This is a genomic window from Nonomuraea sediminis (genome assembly GCF_018531495.1).
Taxonomy (GTDB): domain Bacteria; phylum Actinomycetota; class Actinomycetes; order Streptosporangiales; family Streptosporangiaceae; genus Nonomuraea; species Nonomuraea sediminis.
In genome coordinates, this window is the sequence record NZ_JAHDTI010000014.1 from 69,413 (window position 1) to 91,237 (window position 21,825).

Genomic DNA, 21,825 nt, shown 5'->3' on the forward strand with positions numbered 1-21,825 from the left:
GCTGCACGGGTATCAAAGGGGACATGCCGCGGCATGTCCCGGCTGTCGGTCCCTCCTGGGGGACTGTCGCTTCCGTCACGTGGACCTCCGCCGGACGGCCCAGCGGATGGTCACCACGGCACCGTCCTCACCCAAGTCTGGCGTTTCCCGACCGGTTCACGCCACCCCATAACCTCCAGCCGATATGACCAGAGGGGCACACGTTACGTTTTATGCCCGCATCACCAGGCCTTTACGCGCCCCGGCCGGCATCTGGCTTGCCATAGGGTTCGGGTCATGACGCGAGAGCCGTATCCCACCGCCCGCCGTACGGAAACAGTCGACGATCTGCACGGCACGCCTGTCCCCGACCCCTACCGCTGGCTCGAAGACGCCGAGGGCGCCGAGACCGCGGAGTGGCTGCTCGCGCAGCAGGACCTGTTCAAGCGCGAGAGCGAGCCGCAGCGCTTCAAGGAGCGGATCGCGGAGCTGCTGCGGTCGGGTTCGGTCGGCGTCCCGGCCTGGCGCGGTGAGCGGCACTTCTTCTCGCGCCGCACGCCCGACCAGGAGCACGCGGTGTACTACGTGGTCGACGGCGACGGCACCGAGCGGGCGCTGATCGACCCAATGGCTCTCGACTCCAGCGGCCTGACCACGCTGGACGCGGTGCAGCCCGACAAGGAGGGCCGCCTGCTGGCCTACCAGCTGTCGGTGGGCGGCGACGAGGAGTCGAAGCTCTACGTCATGGACGTGGCGACCGGCGAGAACGTCGAGGGTCCGATCGACCGCTGCCGCTACTCCCCCATCGCGTGGCTGCCGGGCGGCGAGGCGTTCTACTACGTGCGGCGGCTGCCGAGCGACCAGGTGCCGGAGGGCGAGTCGCAGTTCCACCGCCGCGTCTACCTGCACCGGGTCGGAGCCTCCACCGACGCCGATGTGATGATCTTCGGCGAGGGCCTGAAGATGACCAACTACTACGGGGTGTCGGTCTCGCGTGACGGCCGCTGGCTGCAGGTCTCGGCCAGTGAGGGTACGGCGCCGCGGAACGACCTCTGGGTGGCCGACCTGACGGCCTCGCCCATCGAGGCCCCGGCGCTGAAGGTGGTCCAGGAGGGCGTGGACGCCCAGACCGGGCTGCACTTCGGCCGCGACGGGCTGGTCTACGTGCACACCGACCGTGACGCGTCCCGCGGGAGGGTCTGCGTGGCGGACCCGGAGACGCCGACGGAATGGCGGGACCTGATCCCCGAGGACCCGGAGGCAGTCCTGTCGGACTACGCGATCCTCGACGATCTGGACAGGCCGGTCATGCTGGTCGGCTGGACCCGTCACGCCATCTCCGAGATCTCCGTCCACGACCTCAGCACGGGCGAGCGCGTCGGCGAGGTCCCCTCGCCCGGGCTGGGCACGATCGGCGGCATCTCCGAGCGGCCCGAGGGCGGCCACGAGGCGTGGTTCGGCTACACCGACAACACCACCCCGCCCACGATCCAGCGCTACGACGCCGGCACCGGCGAGACCACCCTGTGGGCGAGCTCTCCCGGCGCGGTCGAGGTGCCGCCGGTGCGCACCGAGCAGGTCGTCTACCAGTCCAAGGACGGCACCGACGTGCGCATGCTGATCATCTCCCCGGTCGACGGCGACGGGCCGCGCCCGACGATCCTGTACGGCTACGGCGGTTTCGGCGTGTCGATGACGCCGGGATACGCGGCCTCCGTCCTGGCCTGGGTCGAGGCGGGCGGCGTCTACGCGATCGCCAACCTGCGCGGCGGCGGCGAGGAGGGCGAGAACTGGCACCGCGCCGGCATGCTGGCCAACAAGCAGAACGTCTTCGACGACTTCCACGCCGCGGCCGAGCACCTGATCGCCACCGGCGTCACCACGTCCGAGCACCTGGCGATCTCCGGCGGCTCCAACGGCGGCCTGCTGGTCGGCGCGGCGCTCACGCAGCGGCCCGACCTCTACGCCGCGGTCGCCTGCTCGGCGCCGCTGCTGGACATGATCCGCTACGAGAAGTTCGGCCTCGGGGCGACGTGGAACGTGGAGTACGGCTCGGCCGACGTGCCGGAGGAGTTCGGCTGGCTGTCGGCCTACTCGCCCTACCACCACGTCCGCGAGGGCGTGCCGTACCCGGCGACGCTCTTCACGGTGTTCCAGTCGGACACGCGGGTGCACCCGCTGCACGCGTGGAAGATGTGCGCGGCGCTGCAGCACTCCTCGACCGGCGACAGGCCCGTCCTGCTGCGCAACGAGACGGAGGTCGGCCACGGCGCCCGCTCGATCAGCCGCTCGGTGGACCTGTCCGCCGACACGCTCACCTTCCTCGCCAAACACACGGGCCTTTGAGGCGCCAGCGGGTCTCCGCGTACGCGATCTGCGTGCGCGGGGACGACCTGCTGCTGGCCCGCTGGATCGAGGGCCATACTCCGCTGTGGACGATGCCGGGCGGCGGGGTCGAGCACGGCGAGGATCCCTTCGACGCGGTGGTGCGCGAGGTCGAGGAGGAGACGGGCTACCACATCGAGGTCGACGGGCTGCTGGGGATCGACAGCTACCACCCGCGCGAGGAGTTCCACGCCGTGCGCGTCTTCTACGTCGCGACCGTGGTGGGCGGCGAGCTGCGGCACGAGGTCGGCGGGTCCACCGACCAGGCGGCGTGGTTCCCGCTGGGCGAGGTGAAGGAACTGGCGCGGTCGGAGGTCATCGACCGGGCGCTGGAGCTGTACCAGGTGCGTCCCATTACCGGCCACCTATAGTCGGAGAGGTGAGCCTGGTCATGGTGGACGCGGCGCCCAGCGGGGCGCTCGCACCCTATGTGACCAGGCTGACCGCCTACCGGGAGAACTACAGCGCACCCGTGGCACGGTCCGAGATGGCCATGCCCGGGGCGGTGCTGATCCTGGGGCTCGGCGGGCCGATGGAGGTGAACGGGGTCCGGATGACGTCGTTCACCGGCGGGCTGGGCGACCGGTTCGCCGCCACCCGGGTGACCGGGGCCACCGAGGGGATCGAGGTGTTCCTGACCCCGTTCGGGGCGCGGCGGCTGTTCGGGATGCCGATGCGGGAGCTGGCCAACCTGATGATCCCCGTCGAGGACGTGCTCGGCACCTGGGGGCGGGACCTGCTCGAGCGGGTCGGCGAGATCAAGGACTGGGACGTCCGGCTCGCGGTGACCGACGCGCTGCTGGCCGGGAGGATCCGGCAGGGCCAGGAGGTAGGGCCGGAGATCGCCTGGGCGTGGGGCGAGCTGCTGGGCAGCGGCGGCACGGTCAGGTCGCAGGCGCTGGCCGAGGGGCTGGGCTGGAGCCACCGGCATCTGGTCTCCCGCTTCCACGACCAGGTGGGGCTCGCGCCCAAGGTGGTGGGCCGGGTGATCAGGTTCGGCCGTGCCGTACGGCTCTTGCAGGAAGGCCGGCCCATCGCGGACGCGGCGCTGGAGTGCGGCTACTACGACCAGGCGCACATGAACCGCGAATTCAGGACGCTCGGCGACACCACGCCCGGTCAGATTTATCCAAGACCCCAGGTGAGCGGCGTCGCACACTGAGAGCATGACGCGAACGGTTTACGCTCTGGCCAGGTACCAGGACTGCGCGGCGGCCATCGGGTTCCTGACCGCCGCCTTCGGTTTCGAGCCGCACGAGGTGTCCAAGAACGACGAGGGCGTGGTCAACCACGCCGAGCTCTTCGTCGAGAACGACATGATCATGATTGGGCAGGGCAAGCCGGGCGGGCCCGGCATCTACATCGCCGTCGAGGATCCCGATGCCCACCACGACCGGGCGAAGGCCGCGGGGGCCGAGATCACGATGGCGCTGACCGACCAGCCCTACGGCTCGCGCGAGTACGCCTGCACCGACCCGGAGGGCAACCCCTGGTTCTTCGGCACGTACCGCCCGTAGAGGACGAGCGCCCAGCTGAAGGCGGCGAACGAGCCCACGCTGGCGATGGTGCGGACCAGGTTCCAGGTGTTCCACGGCCCTTCGAAGTGCTGCCGCACCGCCGCCAGGTGGGCGTTGCCCGCCTTGGCGAGCTGGTCGTTGAGCGGCACGTTGAAGGCGCTGGTGATCAGGAACATCACCACGAACAGGGCCAGCCCGGCGGCCGCCCAGATCAGGACGGGCCGCCCGGAGCGGCGGTGGACGATCAGCGCCGCGACGCCGACCACCAGCCCGCCCATGAAGCAGGTCATGAACCACGGGTTCAGGATGGCGACGTTGATGTCGCGCATCGCCTCGACGAAGGTCTTGTCGCCGGCCATGCCCAGCGCCGGCATCACCGCGTAGGAGAAGGCGGCGAACAGGCCGGCCATCAGGCCGGCGGCAAGGGTGGCTGCCAGCAGCACTGCGGATCTCATCGTCAGCCCCAGATTCCCGCGGCCGCGCTCTCGCGGGCGAAGTCGGCGAAGTCGCGCGGCTCGCGGCCGAGCGCCCGCTGCACCCCGTCGCCGAGGTGTGCGTTGCGGCCGTCGAGCACGGTGGTGAACAGGTAGGTGAGGAAGTCGGAGTACTCGGCGGGGACGTGCTCCACGTAGGCCTCGACAGGGATCTGCGTGTAGCCGATCTCGCGGCCGGTGGCGGCGCCGATCTCGGCGGCGGCCTGTGCGAAGGTGAGCAGGCGCGGCCCGGTCATCTCGTAGATCTCCCCGGCGTGCCCGTCCTGGGTGAGGGCGGCCACGGCCACGTCGGCGATGTCGTCGGCGTCCACGAACGGCTCGCCCACGTCTCCGGCGGGCAGCACGAGGTGCCCCTCCTGGATGGGCTCGAGCAGGAAGTTCTCGGTGAAGTTCTGGTTGAACCAGCTGCAGCGCACGACCGTCCACTCGGCGCCGGAGCCGGCCAGGACCTGCTCGGCGTGCTGCGCCTCCTCCTCGCCACGGCCCGACAGCAGCACCAGGCGGCGCGTCCCGGTCGAGACCGCGAGCTCGGAGAAGGCCTCGATCGCCTCGCCCGCGCCGGGAACGGCCAGGTCGGGGTAGTAGGCGACGTAGGCGGCGGAGGTACCGGCCAGGGCGGGCTCCCACGTCGAGCGGTCCTCCCAGTCGAAGGGGACGCCACCCTTGCGAGTGCCGATCCGCACCGGCCTGTCCATCGCCGTCAGCCTCTCGACGACGCGCCGTCCGGTCTTGCCCGTACCCCCGGTGACCAGGGTCATCGTGTTGTTCGTCATGCCTCTACGATCGCGTTGCCGGGGATCGGCAACAATGAGAGCATCAGCAACGATCGTTAACCTGGGGGTTCACGAAGTGGAACGGCGAGACCTCGAGATCTTCCTCACGCTCGCCGAGGAGCTCCATTTCGGCCGCACCGCGGAGCGCCTGCATGTCTCGACCGCTCGCGTCAGTCAGACGATCAAGAAGATGGAGCGCCGCATCGGCGTGCCGCTGTTCGAACGCACCAGCCGCCAGGTCACCCTCACCCCGGTCGGGCAGCGCTTCTTCGACGACGTGGGGCCGGCGTTCCAGCAGATCGAGGAGGGCATCGCCCGGGCCGTCGCCGCGGGGCGGGGCGTCGACGGCGTGCTGCGGGTGGGGTTCATCGGCACGGCGGTCGGGCAGTTCGTCATCGAGGTGGCCGACCTCTTCCACGGGCGCCATCCCGACTGCGAGGTCCAGATCGTCGAGTGCCGCTACTCCGAGGGCATCACGTACCTGCATTCCGACCAAGTCGACGTGATGCTGGTGGGCGCGCCGTCGCTCAAGCCCGACGTCACCGAGAGCGCGATCCTGTTCCGCGAGCCGCCGGTGCTGGCGGTGTCCTCCCGGCATCCCTTCGCCCGCCGCGAGTCGGTCTCCATGGACGACCTGGCCAGGGACAAGGTGCTGCGCCCGCGCTCGTTCGCCGACGAGGAGGACGCGCTGGTCGTGCCCCCCACCACGCCCGGCGGCAGGACCATCGAGCGGGGCACCACGTTCGGGACGATCCAGGAGATGCTCGCCCTGATCGGGGCCGGGAAGGGCGTCTTCGTGGTGCCCACGCACGCCCGCCGCTACGACGCGCGGCCGGACGTCGCCTACGTCCCGATCCACGACGGGCAGCCGTTCGGCTGGCGCCTGCTGTGGCTCACCTCTGGAGAGAACGCCCGAATCCGCGCCTTCGTCCGCGCCGCCACCGACTACGTCCACCACCACCCGGATCCCCTCCTCGCCTCCTGACCCCTATTGATCTTGTACGGCGAGTTCTTTTTGCTCCCGTACGGCGAGCCCCCGCCCCCGGCCGCCCGCCGCACTTCGGCTGAGGACCCGCGCCCGGCGCTCCCGGCGAGTCGATGGTGGTCACTCGCCGCCACGGCGCTTCGTCCTCCGGGCACCACGGTCCCGGGTGCCCCGCCGTACCGAGGCGCCGATCTCCGCCGACCCACATCCCGCCGACCCGGCGCCTGTGAATACCCCCGGGACTTCCCACCCCGGGCTTCCCGGCCGGGGCCTGGCGTAGGGGAGGGGATTTGGACCTGGTGATCGGGGGTGGTTTGGTCCTGCGGGGGGAGGGCGGGAGGGGGCAGGATGGCGGGCATGTTGTTCGGTCATGCGGATGAGATGTGGCGGGATTTTCCTGAGCTGGTCCCCGGGGTGGTGCATGTCGAGGGGATCACGAAGGATGGCGTGCCCGAGGTCGAGCCGTTCCTGGAGATCGCGCGGGCGAGGCTGGCGGGGGCGGCCGAGAGTGAGCTGCCCGAGATCCAGGCGTGGCGGCGGGCGTTCTCGCGGATGGGGTTGAAGCCGACCCAGTACCGGTGCGCGTCCGAGGCGTTGCTGCGGCGTTTCCGCAAGGAGGGGGTGCTGCCGCGGATCCATCCGCTGATCGATCTGTGCAACGCGATTTCGATGGCGTTCGCGATCCCGGTGGCCGCCCTGGATCTGTCCGAAATTTCGGGAAGCCTGCGGGTCAGGTATGCGGTGGGCGACGAGTCGTATGAGACGTTCTCCGGGGAGATCGAGCACCCCGACCCCCAAGAAGTGATCTTCGCCGACGACGCCAGGCAGGCGCACGCCCGCCGCTGGACGAACCGCCAGAGCGGCCTGTCGGCCATCCGCGACACCTCGTCGTCCGTGCTGATCGTGGCCGAGGCGCTGCACGAGTCGGCGGAGAGCGACGTGCCCAAGCTGGTTGCCACGATCGCCGACGAGCTGGCCGCGGTCTGGCCGGTCACGGCGAGGACGGCGATCCTGACCCGCGCGGAGCCGGAGTTCCCGGTCACATAGCCGATCAGCGCTCCGTCAAAGGGGTATGAGCGACTCCATCACCCTGATCAACGCGTTCTCCGTCCCTCCGGCCGAGTCGGACCGCTTCCTGCTGCGCTGGAAGGAGAACGCGAGCATCATGACCAAGCAGCCGGGCTTCATCAGGGCCCGGCTGCACCGCGCGATCTCCGACGACGCCGAGCTGCGCTTCGTCAACGTGGCCGAGTGGGCCAGCGAGGAGGCCTTCGACGCCGCCCTGCGCAACCCGGAATGGCAGGCCTCGGTCAAGGTCATGCTGGAGGATCCCGAGCTGCACATCACCCCGCGCCCGTCGACCTACCGCGTGGAAATCGAACTGCACCCCGGCGACGACGCCTAGTACCGTGTCCGGGTGCATCCTGCGATCGAACCTTATGACCACGGCCATCTCGACGTCGGCGACGGCAACCTCGTCTACTGGGAGGCGTGCGGCAACCCCGACGGCAAGCCCGCGCTCGTGGTGCACGGCGGCCCGGGGTCGGGATGCACCCCGGGCCAGCGCCGCGCCTTCGACCCCGAGCGCTACCGCGTCATCCTGTTCGACCAGCGCAACTGCGGCCGCAGCCTGCCCCACGCCAGCGACCCGGCCGTCGACCTGTCCGCCAACACCACCCACCACCTGGTGGCCGACATGGAGCGGCTGCGCGAGCACCTGGGCGTGGACAAGTGGCTGCTCTACGGCGGTTCGTGGGGTTCGACGCTGATCCTGGCCTACGCCGAGGCGCACCCCGAGCGGGTGTCGGAGATCGTCATCACCGGGGTCACCATGACCCGGCGCTCGGAGATCGACTGGCTCTACGACGGCGTCGGCCGTTTCTTCCCCCAGCAGCGGCAGCGCTTCCGCGAGGGCGTCCCCGAGGCCGAGCGCGACGACGTGCTGGCCGCCTACGCCAGGCTCATGGCCGACCCTGATCCCGCCGTCAGAGCCAAGGCCGCCCACGACTGGACGACGTGGGAGGACACGGTCATCTCCCTGGAGGTGAACGGCAAGCCCAACGCCTACAGCGACCGCCCGAGCGACGCGCTGGCGGCCTTCGTCCGCATCTGCGCCCACTACTTCTCCAACGCCGCCTGGCTGGAGGAGGGCGTCCTGCTGCGCGAGGCGCACAAGCTGGCCGGGATCCCCGGCGTCCTCCTGCACGGCCGTTTCGACCTCGGCGCACCACTGGAGTATGCCTGGGACCTGGCTCAGGCCTGGCCGGACGCCCGCCTGGTGGTCGTGGACGACTCCGGCCACACCGGCAGCGACACCTACCGCAAGGAGATCGTCAAGGCGCTGGACGGCTACGCCGGACGTCGCTAGCGGGGGAAGACGACGGTCTTGTGGCCGTCGAGCAGGACGCGCTGCTCGGCGTGCCACCTCACCGCCCTGGCCAGGGTGATGCGCTCGACGTCGCGGCCCATGGCGACCAGGTCCTCGGACGAGTGGCTGTGATTGACCCGGACCACCTCCTGCTCGATGATCGGGCCCTCGTCCAGGTCGGAGGTGACGTAGTGGGCTGTGGCGCCGATGAGCTTGACGCCCCGGGCGTGGGCCTGGTGGTAGGGCTTGGCGCCCTTGAACGACGGCAGGAACGAGTGGTGGATGTTGATCGCCCGGCCGGCCAGCTTCTCGCACAGCTCCTGCGACAGCACCTGCATGTAGCGGGCCAGCACCACCAGGTCGACCTGGTAGTGCTCGACCAGCGCGAGCACCTCGGCCTCCTGCTTCTGCTTGGTCTCCGGCGTGACCGGCAGGTGGTGGTAGTCGATGCCGTAGGACTGGGTCAGCGGCCGCAGGTCGGGGTGGTTGGAGGCGACCGCGACGACCTCGATGTCGAGCGCGCCGGAGCGGACCCGGTAGAGCAGGTCGTTCAGGCAGTGGTCGAACTTGCTGACCATGATGAGCACGCGCGGCTTGACCGCCGTGTCGCGCAGCTTGAACTCCATGCCGAAGTCGGGGGCGAGCGCGGCGAAGGCGGAGGTGAGATCCTCGGGCGCCGAGAACTGCACGCGCATGAAGAAGCGCTCCGCGACCCGGTCGCCGAACTGCTGGCTCTCGATGATGTTGCAGCCCCGGCCGGCGAGCAGGCCGGAGACGGCGGCCACGACGCCAGGGCGGTCAGGGCACGCAAGGGTCAGGACGTACTCGGAGTCGGTCATGCTTTCACTCTCGCCGAGGTGGGATCGTAGGGCGCCTTGAGGCTGATCTGGGCAGAGTACAGTTCACCGGCGACATCCACCGAACACTTGCCTGTCGACGCGTCGGACACGAACCCGAGCGCCACCGCCCGGCCGAGCGTGGGACTGTAGGCGGCCGAGGTGACGTAACCGACGGGAGTTCCGTCGGCCAGCAGCGACTCGCCGCCCCACAGGTGGGCGTCCGGGTCGTCGAGCACGATCGACACGACCCGCCTGGCCGGGGGCTCTAGCGCCCTGTCCGCGCCGCGGAAGCCTCCGCTCTTCTTGCAGGTGAAGCCGAGGCCCGCCTCGGCGGGGGTGACCTCGGGGCCCAGTTCCCTGCTCCAGGCGCGGTAGCCCTTCTCGATCCGCATGGCCTCGATGGCGTAGTAGCCGGCCTCGGCGACGCCCGTGCCACGGAGGGTCTCGTACACGGTGACGGCGAACTCGGCGGGGACGTACAGTTCCCAGCCCAGTTCTCCGACGTAGGTCATCCTGGTGGCTCGCACGGTGGCATATCCGAGGTCGATCAGCCTGGACGTGCCGAAAGGGAAGTCATCGAAGTCCGCCTTCGACACCTTCTTCAGGATATTTCGGGACTCGGGGCCCATGATGCTGAGGACGGCGTATGCCCCGGTCACGTCCACCAGGGCGGCCCGCCGTTCCCCGATGCCCTTGGAGATGTGGTCGAAGTCGCGCGTGGTCTGCGCGGACCCGGTCACGATCAGGTACTCGTCGTGCGCCACCCGCGTCACGGTCAGGTCGGACTCGTAGCCGCCCCGGTCGTTGAGCAACCCGGTGTAGACGACCCCGCCCACCTCGACGTCCACGTCCGCCGTGCACAGCCACTGCAGCACGTCGACGGCCTCGCGGCCTTTGAGGGTGAACTTCGAGAACGAGGTCTGGTCGAAGAGCGCCGCTCCGGTACGGCAGGCGTTCACCTCCGCGTTGACCTGCTCCTGCCAGCCGGGCCTGGCGAAGGTGTACGGCTGCGGGGCGCCGAAGTAGTTGACCCGCTCCCAGCCCATCTTCGACCCGAAGCACGCACCGCCCGCCTCGAGCAGGTGGTGGACGGGCGAGCGCCGCAGCGGCCTGGCGGTCTCGAGCTCCTTGTTCGGCCACGACATCGCGTAGTGCAGGCCCAGGGTCTCGGTGACCCGGTCTCTGAGCCAGGTGTCGTTGTCCGCCCAGCGGGCGAAGCGGCGCAGGTCGGCCGGCCACAGGTCGGTGGTCGGCGAGCCGTTCACGATCCATTCGGCCAGCGCCCTGCCCGCTCCCCCGGCCGAGGCGATCCCGGCGGAGTTGAAGCCCGCCGCCACGAAGTATCCAGAAACCTCCGGAGCCTCGCCGAGCAGGAACATGTTGTCCGGGGTGAACGACTCCGGCCCGTTGTAGAACATCCGCACCCCGGTGGTCTCCAGGGCGGGCACGCGCTGGACGGCGTTCTCCATGATGATCGAGAACTGGTCCCAGTCCTCCTCAAGGAGCTGGAACTCGAACGGGTGCGGGATGCCGTCCATGCCCCACGGCTTGGCGTCGGGCTCGAACCCACCCACCACCAGGCCGCCGACCTCCTCCTTGAAGTAGGCATAGCCATCCGGGTCGCGCATGACGGGCAGGTCCGGCCTGACACCCGCGATCTGCTCGGTCACGACGTAGAAGTGCTCGGCCGAGTGCAGCGGTACGGTGACCCCGGCCATCCTGCCGAGCTGCTTGGCCCACTGCCCGGCGCAGTTGACGAGGATCTCGGTCTCGATCTCGCCCTCGGTCGTCGTGATCTTGCGCACGCGTCCGTTGACGACGGAGATCCCGGTCACGCGGACCCGCTCCAGGACCTGCACCCCGCGCCGCTGCGCCCCGCGCGCCAGCGCCTGGGTCAGGTCGGACGGGTTGGCCTTGCCGTCGCCCGGCAGCCACACCCCGCCCACCAGGTCGTCGGTCCGCATCACGGGCCACAACTCGCCCGCCTCGGCCGGGGTGATGATCTCGGCGGTGATGCCGTAGTTGCGTGCCTGCGCGGCGGTCCGCCTGAGCTGGGTCATCCGTTCCGGCGTGCGTGCCACGCTCACGCTTCCGCACTGCTTCCAGCCGGTGCCGAAGCCGGTTTCCGCCTCCAGCCTGCCGTACAGGTCGGTGCTGTACCGGATCAGCTTCGTCATGCTCTCCGTGCTGCGCAGCTGGCCGACCAGGCCGGCCGCGTGCCAGGTGGTGCCGCAGGAGAGCTGCCCCTGCTCGAGCACGACGACGTCGGTCCAGCCGAGCTCGGCCAGGTGGTAGGCCACGCTGCAGCCGACGATGCCACCACCGATGATCACAACCTGGGCTCGGGAGGGCAGCGCCTTGCTCAAGAGATGCTCCTCAAGCGATTGATACCCGGCCAGCTGCGCACATTTCGCAGCATGGCGATGAAAGCCTGTTCGGCGGGACCAAGGAGGCGGTCGCGCCGGTGGGCGAGGACGATGGGGCGGGGCTTGGGGGCAGGGTTGACCTCGACAGCGCACAGGCGGCCGTCGGCGAGCTCCTGCTCGACGCAGTGCTCGGAGACCAGCGAGATGCCCAGCCCCGCGGCCACCGCCTGCTTGATCGTCTCCGGGCCCCAGATCTCCGTGCGCTGCTCCAGGCCCCACGTCTCCAGGGCCTGTTCCTGCAGGTCACGGGTGGAGGAGCCCGGCTCCCTGATGAGGAACGGCTCCCCGGCCAGCTCGTACGGCTCCGCCGTACCCTTGCTCGACAGTCTGTGGCCCGGCTGGGTGATGACGACGAGGCGATCCTCCAGGATGGGCTCGCTGACCAGCTGGGCGGCGCCGGGCTGGCCCGCGAGCACGGCCACGCCGATCTCGCCGTCGACCAGCCCGCGCTCGACCTGCTGGGCGTTGGCGACCTGGATGCCGATCTCGATGCCGGGATGCCGGTCGCGGAAGGCCGCGAGCAGCGGCGGCAGCAGATACGTGCCGACCGTGGTGGTGCCGCCGGCGACCAGCTTGCCCGTCTGCAGGCCCGAGACCTGGCGGATCGCGGCCACCGCCTCGTCGGCCAGCAGGAAGACGCGCTTGGCGTACTCCAGCATGACCTCGCCCTCGGGCGTGAGCCGGATCCTGGCGCCACTGCGGTCGATCAGCGTGCTGCGCAGCGACTGCTCAAGCTGCCTGACCTGGTGCGACACGGACGGCTGGCTCAGGTAGAGCTTCTGCGCCGCGGCCGAGAAGCCACCGCACTCCACGACCGTCATGAAGATCCAGAGCCGGTGCAGGTTGAGCTGCATCTGCCTTAACCCCTAGCTGCCTCGATCGATTCGCGCAGCGCGTCCTCCAGCTGCTCGAGCCGGTGCCAGGGGATCTCCCCCATCGTGCAGATGCGGAAGAAATCAGCGGAAAGCTGCCCCTGACCGGCGTAGATAACATATCCGCGCTGCTTCAACTCGTCGTGAAGCGCCTGGTACGTCACACCATCCGGCAGGTGGAGCATCGTGACGGTGTTGGCGCGGTACGGCTCGTCGACCAGGATCCGCAGGCCGAGCCGCTCGAACTGGCCGCGCACCAGCGCCGCGCGCTCGCGGTAGAGCTTGGTGCGCGCCGCGAAGCCGCCGCCCTCCTCATACTCCTTGATCGCCTCGTCGAGGGAGTAGCAGACCTGTACGGCGGGCGTGAAGGGCACGTCGCCCTTGCGCTGGCCCTTGAGGTAGCTGGCGGCGTTGAGGTAGAGGCTGCGCTCGGGCACCTCCTGGAGGCGTTCGACGGAGCGCTCGCCGCACAGGATGAATGACATCCCCGGCAGTCCGTGCAGCCCCTTGTTCGCGGTGCCGCAGACCACGTCGACCTTGACCTCGGCGAGGTCCTGGTCCTCGATGGCGGTGCCGGAGATCGCGTCGATCACGAAGAGCCGGTCATGCCGCGCCACGACCTCCCCGATCTCCTTGATCGGGTTGATGAGGCCGGTGGTGGTCTCGTGGTGGACGGCCACGACCGCGTCGACGTCGTCGTGCGCGGCCAGCGCCCGCTCGACCTCCGCCGGGTCGGCCGGGACCGTCCACTCGCTCCTGACCTCGTGGAACGGGATGCCGTTCGCCTTGGCGATCTTGATCATCCGCTCGCCGTAAACGCCGTTGTTCACGATGAGCACGCTTCGTCCCTCGCGGACGGAGCTGATGACCGCCATCTCCATGGCCGAGGTTCCCGACCCCGTCACCAGCAGCGCCTCGTGCGTGTCGCCGAGGTTCAGGCAGCGGGGCAGCGCCTCACGGATCCTGAACAGCAACTGCGTGAACTCCGGCTCGCGGTGGCAGAGGTCGCCGCGAAGCAGGGCGTCCTTGACCCGCTTCGACGTACAGGCCGGACCGGGGTTCAGCAGAATGAGCTCTTCGTCCATCATCCACTCGATCTTGGGTAGTTATCAGGCATAACGGACGCTATCCGGGACCCACGGCGGACGACAGGCGCGTTTCCCCTATACGCCCCATAGCCGCATCCGAGGTTGACCCGGAACGTACCCCCGTTCGACACCCTCCCGTGGTTGACCAGGGCCTGCCGCCGTCCTATGGTCCGGTCAGCGCAAGCGCAACTAGTTGCGCTATACGCAACGAGCGGAGGGAGCCGCGCATGTCCGAGGTCAACCGGCGTCGTTTCTTACAACTGGCGGGAGGAACCGCCGCACTTTCCCTTCTCCCCGAGAGCATCGCCCGCGCCGCGTCGATCGAGCCCGCCGTCGTCACGGGAACCCTGCAGGACGTCCAGCACATCGTCGTCCTCATGCAGGAGAACCGTTCCTTCGACCACTACTTCGGCACGCTGAAGGGCGTCAGGGGCTTCGGTGACCCGCGCCCGTTCACGCAGCCAAGCGGCCAGCCGGTCTTCAACCAGTCCGGCGTGCTGCCCTTCCACCCGACCGCGGCCAACCTGGGCCTGCAGTTCCTGCAGGACCTCGACCACGACTGGAACGGCACGCACTCGGCCTGGAACTCCGGCAAGTACGACAACTGGGTCCCCGCCAAGTCGGCCACCACGATGGCCTACCTCACCAGGGACGACATCCCCTTCCACTACGCGCTGGCCGACGCGTTCACCGTCTGCGACGGCTACCACTGCTCGTTCCTGGGCGCGACGGACCCGAACCGGTACTACATGTGGACCGGGTACACCGGCAACGACGGCACCGGCGGCGGCCCCGTCCTCGGCAACCAGGAAGCCGGATACGGCTGGACCACCTACCCCGAGCGGTTACAGGCGGCCGGCATCTCCTGGAAGATCTACCAGGACACGGGAGACGGCCTGGACGCGGCCGGGTCCTGGGGCTGGACCGGCGACCCGTACATCGGGAACTACGGCGACAACTCGCTGCTGTACTTCAACAACTACCGCAACGCCACGCCGGGGAACCCGCTCTACGACCGGGCGCGGACGGGGACGGCCGTCAAGAACGGCGGGACGTTCTTCGACGTGCTCAAGGCCGACGTCATGAACGGGCAGCTGCCGCAGATCTCCTGGATCGCGGCGCCCGAGGCCTACACCGAGCACCCGAACTGGCCGGCCAACTACGGGGCCTGGTACATCGCGCGGGTCCTGGACGCGCTGACCGCCAACCCCGCCGTGTGGGCCTCGACCGTGCTCCTGATCACCTACGACGAGAACGACGGGTTCTTCGACCACGTGCCCCCGCCGTTCCCCGGAACGTCGACGACGCCCACGACCCTCGACCTCTACACGAAATCCAGCAGCTACGCGAAGGGGCCGTACGGCCTCGGCCCCCGGGTCCCCCTGCTGGTCCTGTCCCCCTGGAGCCGCGGCGGCTGGGTGTGCTCGCAGACCTTCGACCACACCTCGATCCTGCAGTTCATGGAGAAGCGCTTCGGGGTCGCCGAGACGAACATCTCGCCCTGGCGCCGCGCGGTCAGCGGCGACCTGACCTCGGCGTTCGACTTCGCCCAGCAGGACCCGTCGGTTCCCGCCCTGCCGAGCACGTCGGGGTACGCGCCGCCGGACCACAACCGGCACCCCGACTACGTGCCCTCCGCGCCGTCGCCCGGGTCGATGCCGCGCCAGGAACCGGGCCGGCGTCCCGCGCGGGCCCTGCCGTACGACCTGCGGGTTTCCGGCGCCACCGACGCCTCCGCCGGCACGTACGGGCTGACCTTCGCCAGCGCGGGCGCGGCGGGCGCCACGTTCCTCGTCTCGTCGGCCGCGGGCACCTTCGGGCCGTGGAGCTACACCTGCGAAGCGGGCAAATCCCTCTCAGCGACGTGGTCCACGGCGAAGAAGACCCGCCTGTACGACCTGGCGGTCTCCGGACCCGCCGGATACCTGCGCCGCTTCAAGGGGAAGGTGCCTCCGACCCGCGGCGCGCAACCCGCCAACCCCGAGGTCGCCGCGGCCTACTCGGGCGGCGACGTCGTCCTGACCATCACCAACAGCGGCGGCGCGGCCTGCACCGTCACCGTCGTCAACGCCTACGGCGGGGCCACCGCGTCCCACGACGTGGCGCCCGGCGCGACCGTTACGCACACGGCCACGCTAGGCGGCAGCGACGGCTGGTACGACCTCACGGTCACCTCCAGCACCGACGGCGGCTGGCTCCGCCGCCTGGCGGGCCACGTGGAAACCGGCCGGCCGAGCCTCTCCGACCCCGCCATCCTCACGACCTGACCTCATGAGCCCGCCGCCCCGCTCTCGGGAGGGGCGGCGGAGCTGGTCCAGGACGGCACCCGGGGCTGCGGGTAGGGGCGTCTATAGGGAACATCAGGGAATCGAACTTGCCTCGCTCGACGCGAGCGGGCTGGGATGGAGCGCGTGCCGTTGAACGCCGTGTTTGTGATCGTGGTCGCCGGGCTCTTCGCGGTCGTCTCCGGCATGAACGACGGCGGCTCCCTCCTCGCGACCGGCCTGAAGCTGCCCACTGTCCGCCCGGCCGTCGGCCTGCTCATCCTCGTGGTGCTGGTGGCCGTCGTGCCGCTGGCCACCAACCAGGTGGCGCTGACGTTCGTGACCCGGCTGGCGACCTTCTCGGGCCCCGGCGGCCGCAGCGCCATGACGATCGCGGTGATCTGCGCCCTGGGCGTGGTCACCGTACTCAGCTCGCGCGGCCGCCCCACCAGCCTCACGCTGGCCGTCGTCGGCGGCGTCACCGGCGCGGGCATCGGCTGGGGGCTGCCCGTGTCGTACGGGTGGGTGGCGCTCGTCCTGACGGTCGGGCTCATCGCCCCGTTCGTCGGCGGGCTCGCCTCGTGGGCGGCGATCCGGACACTCCTGCTGGTGACCGACTGGCCGGGCCTGTCGCGCTGGCACTGGGCCGGCTTCCTGCTGCAATGCCTGGCCTACGCGGCCAACGACGCCCAGAAGATGCTCGCCGTCTTCATGATCGCACTGGGTTTCACCGGGGCCCCGATCGGCGTGACGTCGCTGGTGGCGGTCCTGTTCGGCCTCGGCGCCCTCTACGGCCTGCCCAAGGCGGGACGCACGCTCAGCCGGGAGATCATCGTCTCGCGCCCGCTGCACGGGGTGGCGGCGGAGTTCGGCTCGGGCCTCGCGGTCATGGCCTCGGCCCTGATCGGAATGCCGGTCAGCATGACCCAGGCCATCGCCGGCGGCCTCATCGGTGCCGGCGTCTCCCAGGGCGGCGGCCGCGTCCGCTGGTACGCCGCCGCCAAGATCGTCATCGCCTGGCTCCTGACCCTCCCCGCCAGCGCCGTATCCGCCGCCATCATCGCCTGGCTGGTCCAAGGAGCCACCTCATGAACCACCCCACCCGCCCTGCGCCGACCTCCTCAGTGCGACCCTCCTCCGTACCGGTCTCCTCTCTGCCGGGCTGCTCTCTGCCGGGCTGCTCTCCTGTACGGCAAGCCGCCCCTCCGCCAGTCGCCGCACTTCGGCCAGGGACCTCCAGGGACACGCCCGCTGACCGGACGCCGGCTAACCGCCGCAACGACGCCCGGATCCCCGCTATCACGGCCCCACCCTGGCCGCCTTCCCGCCACGGCCACGCCCGTAGCCCCGCTGCCACCGCTCCGCCCTGGCCGCCTACCTCGCTCCCCTGGGACGTGGGCTCGTTGGGCCTGGGCTGGAAGCGGTGGGGTGGCTTGCCGTACGAAAGACCGTCGCGGCCGGAGGCGCGGCTGAGAGGTGGCTTCGACCAGGGAAGCACGGGCGGGGAAGGAATGGGAGATGAGAGGGCATGGTGGGAGGGGCGATGAAGCGGCTGCGGCGGGTGCGGGATCTGCTGTCCGGGCGGATGGACAGCGCGCTGACCGAGGCGTTGCTCGGGCAGCTCGAGGCGACCAAGGAGGGCGCCTGGCTGGCGATGGCGATGATCGGGGGCGAGGTGGGCAGGACGGGCGCGCACGAGCAGATGCGCGCCATCGAGCACCTCGGTGACGAGGAGCGCCGCCGGCTGGTCGAGGAGCTCAAGAACGCCCTGGTCACGCCCATCGACCGGGAGGACCTCTTCCGGCTGTCACGCTCGATCGACGACGTGCTCGACTCGTTGCGCGACTTCGTCCGGGAGTCGCACCTGTACAGGGTGCCGGACCAGATCCGCTTCTCACCGCTGCTCGACCAGGTCATCGTCGGCATCGACGCCCTCGAGAACGCCGTCAAGGACCTCGCCTCCCGCCCCTCGGCCGTCGTCCAGGACGCCCTGGAGGCCAAGAAGGTCGGCAGCGCGATCCGCCGCATGTACCAGTACGAGATCTCCCGCATCTTCTCCGGCGAACTCACCCCCGACGCGATGAAGGAACGCGAACTGGTCCGCCGCCTCGAGATCGTCGGCATGGCCATCGGCGAAGCCGCCGACGCCATCGCCGACGGCGCCATGAAACGCTAACCCGCCCCCGACTCCTTCGTAAGGCAGCCCACCCCTATTGCCACCCGCGTTTCCTTCTCGTACGGCGAGCCGCCCCACCGCCACCCGCCGCACATGGCTGGCCTCTGTCCAGGGAGACGCCACGGCTAGCAGGACGTGGCCGGCCACCGCTACGACGCCTCGTAATCGTGGCACCCGGGTCCCCGCTTCCCCACCGCACAGGGCACCGCCCTTCACCCGCGGTTGGTCAGAGGGAGAGGGTGGGGGCGAGGGTTCGGAGTTGGGTGAGGGCGTCGGTGAGGTCGGGGACCGAGGGGGACAGGGGTTGGAGGGCGACGTGGTCGGCGCCGGCGTCGAGGTGGGCGCGGACGCGCTTGACGACGGACTCCGGGTCGCCCCAGGCGACGATGGCGTCCGCGAGGCGGTCGCTGCCCCCGTCGGCCAAGTCGTCGTCGGTGTAGCCGAGCGCCAGCAGGTTGTTCACGTAGTTGGGGAGCGTCAGGTAGTAGGCCATGTGGGTGCGGGCGATCTGGCGGGCCCTGGCGGGGTCGGTCTCCAGGAGTACGGCCTGCTCGGGCACCAGGAGGCGGTCGTGACCCAGGACCTCGCGGGCCAGCGCGGTGTGCTCCGGCGGGACGAAGTACGTGTGGGCCCCGGCGGCGCGGTCACGGGAGAGCTCCAGCATCTTGGGCCGCAGCGCGGCGAGCAGGCGCGGCGCGTCGCCCTCGAGCAGGCCGGGCTGGGCCTGGTCCATGCCGTCGAGATACTCGCGCATCGCGGTCAGCGGCTTGCCGTAGGAGTGGCCGCGGCTGCCGACCAGGGTGCTGTGGCTCACGCCGATGCCCAGCAGGAAGCGCCCGGGGAACGCCTCACCGAGCGTGGCCCTGCTCGCGGCCATGGCCGTGGCGTCGCGGCCCCACAGGTTGGCGATGCCGGTGCCCACGGCGACGCGGCTGGTGGCCGACAGCAGCAGGCTGGCCGCCACGAACGGGTCCCTGGACCCCGGCCCCTCGTTCACCCACACGGAGGCGTAGCCGAGCTTCTCGATCTCGACGGCCGCCCTGCGCGCCACGGCGGCAGGGGCCTTGCCGATCGCCGGGTGCCACACGCCTATCTGTCCGGTGTCCATGGCTGCTCCTTCCGGGTAAGCTGTTCGATCGAGATGGAACACTACAGCAATGTTCGACCGTCGTCGAACAGGACGCGCTCGCTGACCCACGCCTCCCCCTGCGAGGTGACGCTCCAGGCCGCCCTCGACGCGCTCGGCGACCCCGTGCGCCGCCGCATCGTCAGGGAGTTGGCCGAGGTGCCCGACTGGACGCGCCCGTGCGGCACGTTCACCCACCTGACGGCCAAGTCGACGCTCAGCCACCACTTCGGCGTCCTGCGCAACGTCGGCCTCCTCGAGCAGCGCGACGAAGGCTCCCGCCGCCTCAACCGCCTGCGCAGACAGGAGTTCGCCGAACGCTTCCCCGGCCTCCTCGAGCTCGTCCTCACCGAACAGGACTAGCGGTACGGCACGCCCTCCAACCCACCCAACCGCGGAACCCGGGTACGCGGGGGGCGCCGCAACATGGCACCGCGGATCGAGGCCCCGGAACCAGGAAACGCAGGGCGCGCAACGTGGCACGGCGGAGACCAAGGCGCCGGGGGTGGGGCGGGGGATCCGTGCCACGGAGGCAGTGCTGGGATGGGACCCGGGAAACGCCTGGCTGTGGGGCGGGCGAGGCCGTACGGAGGAGAAGGTGGGCGCGTGAGCAGTGACAGGCCCGCGGCACGGGTGGTGTGCCTGGATCGGGAGGGAAAGGTGCTGCTGCTGCGCTGGCACGACCGCGTGAGCGGTGAGACGTTCTGGGAACCGCCAGGAGGCGGGCTTCTTGCCGGAGAGACCCCGCTGGAGGCCGCAAGAAGAGAATTGACCGAGGAAACGGGGTTGCCGGGCGATGCCGTACAGGACCGCTTTGTCGCGGTCCCCCGCGATTTCATGTGGCTCGGCGTCCACTACGTCAAGACCGAGCAGTTCTACCTGGCCTGCTTTGACGAAGTCGAGCCTGTCGCTGCTCCCGGTTCCGTCACCCGGGAGGAACTCGACTCGTACAAAGGCGCGGCGTGGTTCGACGTGCTACCGGAAGGGGTTCAGCCTCCGGAGCTGGCCGAGGTGATCAGGGAGCTCACGTAGGACGCGGTCTCCTCGGCGGAGGTGAAGCGGACGGGCTGGCAGCCCGGCAGCTCGACCAGGTAGTCACCGGAGTAGCTCACCGTCACGTGCCGTGCCGCCAGCACCGGGTCGTCGCTGACCGGCGGCTGGTAGGTGTTCTGCGTGAGCGTGAGTCTGACCCGGCTGACCAGGATGGCGCGGATTCCTGCTGCGGCAAGCCGTTCCTGAACCCAACACAGTTGCTGGACTCGTGCGGCGTGCAGGGCGGACATGGGCACCACTTGTCCTTACTTTTACCGGATTTCTGCACCCCGATATCAGAGTGCACTGGCGCGACTACTCTATGTACGTCAAGCGGTGGCACACGCCGACTGTGTACGTAGCGGGTGTCGTTTGTAGAACCCGTGTAGAACGTTTCTCCTACGGAGGGATCATGCCTTCCGCTCGCGCACTCGAACCCGGTTCAAGTCCGCTCGCATTTTTCGGCTCCGAGCTGCGAGAACACCGCGTTCGAGCGGGTTTGTCGCAAGAGCAGCTCGCCGAGCGCCTGAGCTACTCGCTGTCCCTCGTGTGCGCCGTCGAGCTCGCCAACCGGACCCCCTCGCGCGACTTCGCCGAGCGGGCCGATCAGGTGCTCGACACGCGCGGCGCGCTGACGCGACTGTGGCCCCTGGTACGGCAGGCCGCCTACCCGGCCTGGTTCCGCCCGTGGCTGGAGATCGAGCAGACGGCGCGCACGCTGCAGACGTGGCAGCCGCTGCTGGTGCCGGGCCTGCTGCAGACCGAGGACTACGCGCGCGAGGTGCTGCGCAAGGAGCCCGCGGCGACCGCCGAGCAGGCGGAGGAGGCGGTGGCCGCCCGCATGACCAGGCAGGCGATCCTGCAGCGGTCCGATCCGCCGATGTACTGGGTGGTGCTCGACGAGTGGGTGCTGCACCGCCCGGTGGGATCGGCCGACACGATGCGGGGCCAGATCCGGGCCCTGCGTGAGAGCGCCGAGCTGCCCAACATCACGATCCAGGTGGTCCCGAGGAGCAGTCCGGCCCTCGCCGGGCTCACGGGGGCGTTCGTGATCGCCAGAATCCCCGGAGAGCCCGACCTCGTTTACCTGGAATCGGCTCGCGAGGGGTACGTATCCGATCGACCGGCCGACATCGAATCGATCGTTCAGAGATACGACGTGATCCGGTCTCTCGCCCTACCTGTCAACGCGAGCCTAGATTTGCTGTCAACAGTGGAGGAGAGCGTATGAACGACCTTGAGTGGCGCAAGGCCCGTCGCAGTGGTAGCAACGGCGGCGACTGCGTCGAAGTGGCCGTCCTCGCCGCACCCGAGGATGTCGCCGTTCACAAGCACGGCCACGACAGGCTGTACGTCCTGCGCGACTCGAAGGACCCGGAAGGGCCCCGGCTGTTCTTCACCCCTGCCGAGTGGGAGGCATTCCGCCTCGGCATGAAGGACGGCGAGTTCGACGACCTGACCTAGCGCGAGGTGGGTCGCCGCGGCCTCAGGGGGATTCGTC

23 protein-coding genes are annotated in these 21,825 nt (G+C 69.8%); 15 read left to right on the forward strand and 8 right to left on the reverse strand.

Features of this window, described 5'->3' with window-relative positions:
* Positions 1-276: 276 nt before the first annotated feature.
* From KIK09_RS44390 to KIK09_RS44405, 4 genes are read left to right on the forward strand one after another with little or no spacing between them, the layout of a single operon-like run.
* Positions 277-2,325, forward strand: coding sequence for a prolyl oligopeptidase family serine peptidase (locus KIK09_RS44390; RefSeq protein ID WP_214325562.1), 2,049 nt, complete (start codon positions 277-279; stop codon positions 2,323-2,325).
* Positions 2,322-2,735 (forward strand): NUDIX hydrolase, encoded by a 414-nt coding sequence (locus KIK09_RS44395; RefSeq protein ID WP_214325563.1) that lies wholly within the window; start codon positions 2,322-2,324, stop codon positions 2,733-2,735. Before KIK09_RS44390 ends, KIK09_RS44395 begins: the two co-directional genes overlap by 4 nt.
* An 8-nt stretch (positions 2,736-2,743) precedes the next feature.
* On the forward strand, positions 2,744-3,526 hold the full coding sequence (locus KIK09_RS44400) for a helix-turn-helix domain-containing protein (RefSeq protein ID WP_214325564.1): 783 nt from the start codon (positions 2,744-2,746) through the stop codon (positions 3,524-3,526).
* A gap of 4 nt (positions 3,527-3,530) precedes the next feature.
* A complete protein-coding gene (locus KIK09_RS44405; RefSeq protein ID WP_214325565.1) occupies positions 3,531-3,881 on the forward strand; it encodes a VOC family protein in 351 nt (116 codons plus the stop codon).
* Here KIK09_RS44405 and KIK09_RS44410 read toward each other — a convergent pair.
* Positions 3,809-4,336 (reverse strand): anthrone oxygenase family protein, encoded by a 528-nt coding sequence (locus tag KIK09_RS44410; protein ID WP_214325566.1) that lies wholly within the window; start codon positions 4,334-4,336, stop codon positions 3,809-3,811. The genes KIK09_RS44405 and KIK09_RS44410 overlap by 73 nt on opposite strands.
* Before the next feature lie 2 nt (positions 4,337-4,338).
* Entirely contained in the window at positions 4,339-5,148 is an 810-nt protein-coding gene (locus KIK09_RS44415) for an NmrA family NAD(P)-binding protein (RefSeq protein WP_214325567.1), read from the reverse strand.
* A 76-nt stretch (positions 5,149-5,224) separates the two neighbouring features.
* Here KIK09_RS44415 and KIK09_RS44420 point away from each other — a divergent pair, with 76 nt between their 5' ends.
* The 4 genes from KIK09_RS44420 to pip all read left to right on the forward strand — a co-directional run bounded on the left by KIK09_RS44420 (position 5,225) and on the right by pip (position 8,501).
* Positions 5,225-6,133 carry a LysR family transcriptional regulator gene (locus KIK09_RS44420; protein ID WP_214325568.1) on the forward strand — a complete coding sequence of 303 codons (909 nt, stop codon included), beginning with the start codon at positions 5,225-5,227 and terminating at the stop codon, positions 6,131-6,133.
* A 357-nt stretch (positions 6,134-6,490) separates the two neighbouring features.
* Positions 6,491-7,180, forward strand: coding sequence for a B3/B4 domain-containing protein (locus KIK09_RS44425; RefSeq protein ID WP_214325569.1), 690 nt, complete (start codon positions 6,491-6,493; stop codon positions 7,178-7,180).
* A 25-nt stretch (positions 7,181-7,205) separates the two neighbouring features.
* Positions 7,206-7,538 (forward strand): antibiotic biosynthesis monooxygenase family protein, encoded by a 333-nt coding sequence (locus KIK09_RS44430; protein WP_214325570.1) that lies wholly within the window; start codon positions 7,206-7,208, stop codon positions 7,536-7,538.
* 12 nt (positions 7,539-7,550) lie between these two features.
* On the forward strand, positions 7,551-8,501 hold the full coding sequence (gene pip, locus KIK09_RS44435) for a prolyl aminopeptidase (protein ID WP_214325571.1): 951 nt from the start codon (positions 7,551-7,553) through the stop codon (positions 8,499-8,501).
* Here pip and purU read toward each other — a convergent pair.
* From purU to KIK09_RS44455, 4 genes are read right to left on the reverse strand one after another with little or no spacing between them, the layout of a single operon-like run.
* Entirely contained in the window at positions 8,498-9,340 is an 843-nt protein-coding gene (gene purU, locus KIK09_RS44440; RefSeq protein ID WP_214325572.1) for a formyltetrahydrofolate deformylase, read from the reverse strand. The genes pip and purU overlap by 4 nt on opposite strands.
* The gene (locus tag KIK09_RS44445; RefSeq protein ID WP_214325573.1) at positions 9,337-11,706 is read right to left on the reverse strand and encodes a GcvT family protein; all 2,370 of its coding nucleotides are present in this window, start codon (positions 11,704-11,706) and stop codon (positions 9,337-9,339) included. The genes purU and KIK09_RS44445 overlap by 4 nt, the downstream gene beginning before the upstream one ends.
* Positions 11,703-12,620, reverse strand: a complete 918-nt coding sequence (locus KIK09_RS44450; RefSeq protein ID WP_214325574.1) for a LysR substrate-binding domain-containing protein — start codon at positions 12,618-12,620, stop codon at positions 11,703-11,705. The genes KIK09_RS44445 and KIK09_RS44450 overlap by 4 nt, the downstream gene beginning before the upstream one ends.
* Before the next feature lie 5 nt (positions 12,621-12,625).
* Positions 12,626-13,726, reverse strand: a complete 1,101-nt coding sequence (locus tag KIK09_RS44455; protein ID WP_214325575.1) for a pyridoxal-phosphate-dependent aminotransferase family protein — start codon at positions 13,724-13,726, stop codon at positions 12,626-12,628.
* 227 nt (positions 13,727-13,953) lie between these two features.
* Here KIK09_RS44455 and KIK09_RS44460 point away from each other — a divergent pair, with 227 nt between their 5' ends.
* The 3 genes from KIK09_RS44460 to KIK09_RS44470 all read left to right on the forward strand — a co-directional run bounded on the left by KIK09_RS44460 (position 13,954) and on the right by KIK09_RS44470 (position 18,166).
* A complete protein-coding gene (locus tag KIK09_RS44460; protein ID WP_214325576.1) occupies positions 13,954-15,993 on the forward strand; it encodes a phosphocholine-specific phospholipase C in 2,040 nt (679 codons plus the stop codon).
* 159 nt (positions 15,994-16,152) lie between these two features.
* Positions 16,153-17,082: an inorganic phosphate transporter gene (locus KIK09_RS44465; RefSeq protein ID WP_372455776.1), complete on the forward strand. Its 930-nt coding sequence runs from the start codon at positions 16,153-16,155 to the stop codon at positions 17,080-17,082.
* Between the two features lie 451 nt (positions 17,083-17,533).
* A complete protein-coding gene (locus tag KIK09_RS44470; protein WP_214325578.1) occupies positions 17,534-18,166 on the forward strand; it encodes a DUF47 domain-containing protein in 633 nt (210 codons plus the stop codon).
* A gap of 226 nt (positions 18,167-18,392) precedes the next feature.
* On the opposite strand, the gene KIK09_RS44475 is transcribed toward KIK09_RS44470, so the two are convergent.
* Positions 18,393-19,274, reverse strand: coding sequence for an LLM class F420-dependent oxidoreductase (locus tag KIK09_RS44475; RefSeq protein ID WP_214325579.1), 882 nt, complete (start codon positions 19,272-19,274; stop codon positions 18,393-18,395).
* A 33-nt stretch (positions 19,275-19,307) separates the two neighbouring features.
* Here KIK09_RS44475 and KIK09_RS44480 point away from each other — a divergent pair, with 33 nt between their 5' ends.
* Both KIK09_RS44480 and KIK09_RS44485 read left to right on the forward strand, forming a co-directional pair.
* A complete protein-coding gene (locus tag KIK09_RS44480) occupies positions 19,308-19,655 on the forward strand; it encodes an ArsR/SmtB family transcription factor (RefSeq protein ID WP_214325580.1) in 348 nt (115 codons plus the stop codon).
* Between the two features lie 243 nt (positions 19,656-19,898).
* Positions 19,899-20,324, forward strand: coding sequence for an NUDIX domain-containing protein (locus KIK09_RS44485; protein ID WP_308164685.1), 426 nt, complete (start codon positions 19,899-19,901; stop codon positions 20,322-20,324).
* Here the strand turns inward: KIK09_RS44485 and KIK09_RS44490 are convergent.
* Positions 20,282-20,581, reverse strand: coding sequence for a hypothetical protein (locus KIK09_RS44490; protein WP_214325582.1), 300 nt, complete (start codon positions 20,579-20,581; stop codon positions 20,282-20,284). The genes KIK09_RS44485 and KIK09_RS44490 overlap by 43 nt on opposite strands.
* Before the next feature lie 155 nt (positions 20,582-20,736).
* Here KIK09_RS44490 and KIK09_RS44495 point away from each other — a divergent pair, with 155 nt between their 5' ends.
* The gene (locus KIK09_RS44495; protein WP_275956498.1) at positions 20,737-21,555 is read left to right on the forward strand and encodes a helix-turn-helix domain-containing protein; all 819 of its coding nucleotides are present in this window, start codon (positions 20,737-20,739) and stop codon (positions 21,553-21,555) included.
* Positions 21,552-21,788: a DUF397 domain-containing protein gene (locus tag KIK09_RS44500; protein ID WP_214325584.1), complete on the forward strand. Its 237-nt coding sequence runs from the start codon at positions 21,552-21,554 to the stop codon at positions 21,786-21,788. The genes KIK09_RS44495 and KIK09_RS44500 overlap by 4 nt, the downstream gene beginning before the upstream one ends.
* Positions 21,789-21,825: the final 37 nt, after the last annotated feature.